The organism is Shewanella sp. YLB-07 (genome assembly GCF_009377275.1).
The window spans coordinates 137,465-144,016 of sequence record NZ_VOQB01000017.1 but is presented as its reverse complement, the minus strand read 5'-3'; the positions used below and the strand labels follow the sequence as shown (position 1 = coordinate 144,016).

Below are 6,552 nucleotides of genomic sequence, written 5' to 3'. Positions count from 1 at the left end.
TTGAATTGTTAAAGAGCATTGCTAACATGAAGAGCGAATCTTTCAGGTAGCAGCCTTAGACGCTAGGTCGTTGGCTTGAGGAGGCGTATTCTACACTCTCCGTGATTGGCGTCAAGGGCTTATTTTAAGAAGATTTTCAAGCGATGATTTGTTAATCACTATTGTGAGAACCAAACAAAACCCGAAGCTCTTAAAGTGCTTTCAACCTGAGTTAAATTCCGAAGAAATAAACTCTCTGACGCTACTGCAAGTCCCGTACTATCTAACCTTTCAACTGTTTATAAGCTTTAAGAATTAGTCTAGTTGGCCTGCTGTGCCGTGTCAGTGGATGCGCATTATAGGGATATCAGCCCAGAGCACAAGGGATTTTTCGATAAAAACAGACATATTCTCCCAACTGATATTTAAGCACAACGTACCCACTAATTACCCCCAGACTTATCCACAAAATGAACCAGCTTAAGGTATAAAACTAAGAGAGTTCTATACTCGCCTGTGTCGATGAATATCAAAATACCCTTGAACAGCTAACGTAGGTTTGAAGTGTTTAAAGAGGAACTGCAAACAGTGAAGACAATGATGAGCAGAAGCAGGTTAAATCTGAGCACTTACTAATATAGGTTGGTCTATATATGTGGGAAGTGCTACTTACTGCAGGATTATTTCAGTAGCCTCTCATACCAATTGGTATAATAATCTGGTCAGATTATCAAACTCATCATCTAGCTCCTTACTATGCCAGCCTGCACCATCCATGATCAGGACAGCGTGACGATCTGGAAAGGTCGCTTGAGAGATAAGTTTTAGGTGTTGGTACATTACCCCTTTGTTCACCCACGGAGTGATTAGTGCCTCCATATTACCATTAGCTGGACATACGGTGCCTAAAGCATAGGCATATTCAAACTGTTGCAGCCTCCCTCCCCTTGGACGACTTCCTTTTTGAGCCCATAAACGTGTCGCTGTATCTTGTTGGCCTATCCTAGCTTAAATATAAGCCGAGTCTCCTAAGTTTGTAAGCACTAATGCAAAGATAACTGTTCAGGCACTTACAAAAAACTGGCCTAACTTTATTTATGAAAAAGCTATCGTTATCCCCGCACTAGAATCATGCATACGAGCTGTGTCGCCATTAAAGCAATTGAGTGAGTTCCTCTCTTTTGAGCAACGTTTAGATTGGGAGGCTGCAATATTACTTGATGAAACACTAGCCTCCGCCAAAATTGAAGGAGAGTTATATGATCGAGACTCTGTTCGTTCTAGCATCGTCAATAAATTAGGCATTGGTAAAGGGAATAGGTTTAACCAACAAAGTGATGCAATGGTTGCGCTTTTATTATCTGCAATCCGTACGACAGAGCAACAAGTAAATCATGATGTCATAAAACATTGGCATCAAATGCTTTTCACTGTTGCACCGATAATCACACCTATGACTATCGGTGATTATCGTGATGACACGATACAGATAGTTTCGGGGCGATACGGTAAGCAACAAGTCCACTTTGAAGCGCCAGGTGCGGTAAATAGCGAAGTAGAGCAAGAGATGGGTCTATTTTTTAACTGGCTCAATACCTCATCAAACGAATCAACTTTTATCAGAGCTGCAATCGCTAAATTCTGGTTTGTCACTATTCACCCGTTTGATGACGGTAATGGTCGTTTATCTCGGATCATTGCGGAACGCTGTTTAGCCGAGGCAGAGTATACTAACCTACGTTTATTTTCTTTATCGTCAGCTTTTAAAAATCACCGCAATGAATACTATCAACAATTGGAGAATCATCAGCGTTGTGAGTTAATAAATCATCAGAGTATTGTAGATGAAAACAATCCCCTTTATTTAACCAAATGGATAATATGGTTTTTATCGATGGTAGAAATTGCAGCAATTGATGCTAAGAAAGAATTTGAACGAGTCATGCAAACAACTCGATTTTGGCAAAAAAACCAATTTACTGTATTTAATGCTAGGCAACAAAAAGTCGTTACTCAGCTATTAGAGACAACAGATTTTAGCGATGGTATTTCACGGAAAAAATATAAAGCTTTAACCAAAACAACCGATGCAACAGCCGCAAGAGATATAGGAGACCTAGTTGTAAAAGGGGTATTAGTTCCGATTGGAGAAAGACGTAGTCGACGCTACTTAATTCAAAAGAACTGATCTCCTAAAAGCAGTGCAGCCCTAGTTCAGACTAAATTACAGACATAAAAAAACCTGCTCGAAAGCAGGCTCATTTATTTGATTGGTACCGGAGGACGGACTTGAACCGTCACGCTCGAAAGCAACGGATTTTGAATCCGTCGTGTCTACCAATTCCACCACACCGGCTTATATCAAATAGACTAACCAAGATAGCTAATACCTCAGTAAGTGACGGGCATTATACCTTTGAGACGACTAATGGCAAGTCTTTAACAGCAGAAAAAAACTGACCGAACAATTTTCACTCTTATCTTAGTATTTCCAACTAATGCTAGCCGCTTATCTATCCAATTCTATTAGATTCCCCTGAGAAAACTAAATAAGCAAAAGCAGATGTAACTCATAATTTTAACAAAAACAATGTAATTTAATAATGATTCGGAGCGATTATTGATCAAGATCATCAAGCTCACATCAAAACAAGATTAGCTTAGGGATATGCAATACAAATAATTTTTTGAAAGAGGATTTCACTATGGCTTTCTGGTTAGATTTGATGTTTGGCAACGCTATCGGACTGATGTCAATGACCGTTATTTTCTGCACCATAGGCATCATGGGCTACTTGATGTGGATGTTTATTCAAAAGTCTAAGCCGGAATAAGCAAAAAACGATTTAGATGGATTTGCACCTTAAACAGGTGTTTTCCTAATGCAGTGGGGGCATATTGCTCCCACTTTTTTACACCTGATGCATAATATTTAGAAATCTAAACCTGACTAGGTATTTAGGCGGCGTGCTTTCTTGGTCCCGTCACATTATTAGCAAAAGTTGGTCTAGCTTTTATCAGGTTTTCCATCTCTTCCTGACTTGGCTCTCCAACCGGCAATCTTAGTACTTGTCGATTCAGATAAATTCTCGCACGCATCGAAATCTTATAATCAGCAGTAGATCCCTGTATTGCATAATGCTTTTGATTACCTAACATCTCGATGATGTTCGTCGTTAGTAGACTTTTAACCGCTGGTTCATTTTGAGGTAGAGTCAATACAGTCTCGCCCTGAAGGAAAAACTCACGTAAAAGAGCGCGCTCAGTCGGATCCAAGAGCCGCACCTTCTCCTCGATGACTTCAATAGTCCGCTTTGCTTTTAACGCACCGATTGCCTCATCTAAGAAATAATTCACCACTTGAGTAATCAAGTAAGCGATACCTATGATAAAACCTAATCCTATGAAAGAAGAGTTAGCACTGACCACAGCTTCTAAGTTCACTGCCGTCAAAATACCAACAGGTGCGAATAACAAGGCCCCACTCACAATAGCTAACCAAAGCATAGAGCTGAAAATCAACTGTTTAGGGACCGATGGTTTAAATATCTGTGTCTTTATTTTCTGCATAAGGATACCTAGTGTCAAAAACCTGTACTTAAGCAAATTAAAAGCAAAATTAATGCCACAAGTTGACTAGAAATATTGATTGCCAACATTTGGGATTTTTTGTTAATTTTTAAGCAACTAAGTCACTCAATAGATGATTGGCAGACTATGCTTATGGAGGGATGCTTACTTTGACATAACTCGAAGGCGAAAGTGAGCTAGTCTGATTTAGCTTTCAATGCTCAAGAAAAGGATCCATGCATACTTTTACTAGCAGATTAATCAAAAGCCAGATAGGCCGAAAACTAACAATATCGATCATATTATTTAGTTCATTAATCACCTTGATCACCACAGGTTTTCAACTGGTAAATGACTATAAAGGCGATGTCAATCGTATCACTCGCCAATTTACCAGTATCGAAAAAGTTAACTTGGATGTGTTAGCGGCTAGTATTTGGGTGATAGATGAAAGATTGATAAACACTCAACTTAATGGCTTGATTCAGCTCCCCGACATCACCTATATTTCGATCAACGATGATAGCGGCCAAGTCTGGACCTCGGGTACCCCAACGCCTGAAAATACCATAGAAAAAACGTTCGAACTCTTCTATAGCTCGGGAAGTGACAGCATTGCCGTTGGTACCTTACTAGTTCAAGCGGATCTTAAAGCCGTTTACGAAAAACTGCTAGATAGAGCCATCATCATCTTACTTTCTAATGCCATAAAAACATTTATCGTCGCAGGTTTTATCCTCTTTTTAGTCTGGCACATGGTCGCAAGGCACCTACACACGCTCAGCCTCTATTGTCAGCGATTAGATCTAGATAGTCCTTTTGAACCGCTAAAATTCGATCAGAACAATAAGAAGGGAGACGAATTCCATCAAGTCTCATCGGCGATTAATACCATGCAACAACAACTGAGAACCTCATTTTCCGACATCAAAAAATCGAAACAGGATCTTCAAGATGCATTGACCGATAGAGAAAGATTATTAGCCCTAGAAACCAGCTATAAAGATGAATTGGCAAGTCAAGTAAAGGAGAGAACTCAAGAACTAGAACAATCACTCTTGGTGTTGAAACGGGCTCAAGAGGTACTAGTCGAACAGGAAAAGATGGCAGCATTAGGAGGCTTAGTCTCAGGAGTAGCACACGAAATTAATACCCCAATAGGGATCTGTTTAACAGCTGCAACCTCTCAGCTTGTGCATATCGAAGAGTTACTCTTACTCATACATGGTGAGAACACCACCTTAGAGGAGATTAACACCATATTAGAAGAGTATCAGGAGAGCTGTGAGTTAATTGTCAGTAATATCACTAAGGCTAGCACCCTGATACAGAAGTTTAAGACAGTAGCTGCTCAGCAGAGTCAGGAAGAATTGAAGACGTTCAATCTAAAGCAGGCTCTCATAGATAGTCATGAATCCATGAAGATCCTCTTCGATAAACAACAGGTTGAAGTACAGTTTGATCTCTCCCCTGAATTAGAGATAAAAACCAACCTGAGTCTACTCAAGCAGATCACCACCAATATTCTCTCCAACGCATATTCTCATGCATTTAAGAAGGTGGATAAGAGCATCATTATTATCCGGGCGAAATTAGTCGAGAATAATGTCAATATCTCGATACAAGACAATGGTTCAGGGATTTCTATGGATGCGGCAACTCATATTTTTGAGCCCTTCTATACGACTTCACGTAACGAAGGCGGAACAGGACTTGGACTCTCAGCCGCTTATAATGCCGCTATATTACTAAAAGGAAATATCAGGTTTGAGCCCGAATGTGAACTCGGCGGCGCTTGTTTCCTGCTCTCTTTCCCGATAACACAAGATTCAACAGACGATGAGTCTTAGCGGACATACCTCCAAATCGGCCAGCTGAATCAGTTCTAAGTTCTAGGAAGGATTATTAGCCTTGTTGGCAAGCTTTATCAACACTCTACTCGCGGCGACAAAACCAAATGTCCCGGTAACAACAGTCACGGCGCCGAAGCCTGAGGCACAGTCCATGCGCATGCTGCCGTCGACATTTGCCTTGCTGTTACAAACGCTACCATCAGCCTGAGGATACACCAATTGCTCGGTAGAAAACACGGCTTCGATACTGAATCGACGCTGTAAATTTTTAGAAAAATTATACTCACGTCTCAATAAATTACGTACTTTAGCTAACAGCGGGTCTTGATATGTCTTAGCGAGATCTGATATCTGAACCTGCGTCGGGTCAATTTGCCCGCCCGCACCGCCCACAGTAACTAAAGGCAACTTCTGTCTCTTGCACCAAGCTATCATCGCCGCTTTAGGTTTCACTGCATCTATACAATCGACAACATAATCTAAAACATCAGTTTGCTCTTCTTTGGCGTACTTCTTACCAATAAAATATTCATCTAGATTGTCTGTAGTGATGAAATCCTCTACCTGATTCACCTTGCACTCAGGGTTAATCTGCAGAATACGTTGAGCCATGACTTCAACTTTAGACTCGCCTATGGTCTGCTTCAAGGCATGGATTTGACGATTGGTATTAGTGACACAAATATCATCAAGATCTATAAGAGTAATTTCACCTATACCACTCCTGGCCAAAGACTCCGCAACCCAAGTGCCAACACCACCGATGCCTACAACAGCAACATGAGATTGAGAAAATAGCGTTAATGCCTTCTGACCGTATAGACGAGCAATACCGGCAAATCGATTAAGATACGCTTCTGAAAGCACTTGATTATCCAACGAAATCTCCAAACAAAAATAAATGATAACTTGCAGAATTAGACTGCGTAACTCCCCCTATCTCACTCACACCTTTCCACTCAGATAGTATAGTGCTGAAAATAGAGTATTCACGCCATAAAGGTATGAGTCGGCAGATATTATCTCATTTGATAAATAAAGACTAAAAATTCCTGTCTTATTCAAGTGAAGGCTTGAACCACAGGTGTGAAAAATAGACACGCCAGTTAATAGGATTCATCAATTATTACAGTTCAGAAAAAGCTATCCT

General features: G+C 40.5%; 5 protein-coding genes, 1 tRNA gene and 1 pseudogene. 3 read left to right on the top strand and 4 right to left on the bottom strand.

All coding sequences use genetic code 11. The features are described 5' to 3' along the window. Window positions 1-693: 693 nt before the first annotated feature. Window positions 694-987 (bottom strand): annotated as a pseudogene (locus tag FS373_RS27345) (transposase); the annotation flags it as partial. 46 nt (window positions 988-1,033) lie between these two features. Here FS373_RS27345 and FS373_RS27340 point away from each other — a divergent pair. Further along, window positions 1,034-2,167 (top strand): Fic family protein, encoded by a 1,134-nt coding sequence (locus FS373_RS27340; protein ID WP_322619575.1) that lies wholly within the window; start codon window positions 1,034-1,036, stop codon window positions 2,165-2,167. Between the two features lie 83 nt (window positions 2,168-2,250). Here FS373_RS27340 and FS373_RS27335 read toward each other — a convergent pair. Further along, window positions 2,251-2,335: transfer RNA gene (locus FS373_RS27335), tRNA-Leu, on the bottom strand. Window positions 2,336-2,684: 349 nt separating this feature from the next. Here FS373_RS27335 and FS373_RS27330 point away from each other — a divergent pair. After that, window positions 2,685-2,813: a DUF3149 domain-containing protein gene (locus tag FS373_RS27330; protein ID WP_144048078.1), complete on the top strand. Its 129-nt coding sequence runs from the start codon at window positions 2,685-2,687 to the stop codon at window positions 2,811-2,813. Between the two features lie 124 nt (window positions 2,814-2,937). On the opposite strand, the gene FS373_RS27325 is transcribed toward FS373_RS27330, so the two are convergent. Then, window positions 2,938-3,549, bottom strand: a complete 612-nt coding sequence (locus tag FS373_RS27325) for a superinfection exclusion B family protein (protein ID WP_144048079.1) — start codon at window positions 3,547-3,549, stop codon at window positions 2,938-2,940. A gap of 236 nt (window positions 3,550-3,785) precedes the next feature. On the opposite strand from FS373_RS27325, the gene FS373_RS27320 reads away from it, so the two are divergent. Next, window positions 3,786-5,399, top strand: a complete 1,614-nt coding sequence (locus FS373_RS27320) for an ATP-binding protein (RefSeq protein WP_152831025.1) — start codon at window positions 3,786-3,788, stop codon at window positions 5,397-5,399. Window positions 5,400-5,441: 42 nt separating this feature from the next. On the opposite strand, the gene tcdA is transcribed toward FS373_RS27320, so the two are convergent. Beyond that, window positions 5,442-6,281 carry a tRNA cyclic N6-threonylcarbamoyladenosine(37) synthase TcdA gene (gene tcdA / locus FS373_RS27315; protein ID WP_152831024.1) on the bottom strand — a complete coding sequence of 280 codons (840 nt, stop codon included), beginning with the start codon at window positions 6,279-6,281 and terminating at the stop codon, window positions 5,442-5,444. Between the last annotated feature and the right edge of the window lie 271 nt (window positions 6,282-6,552).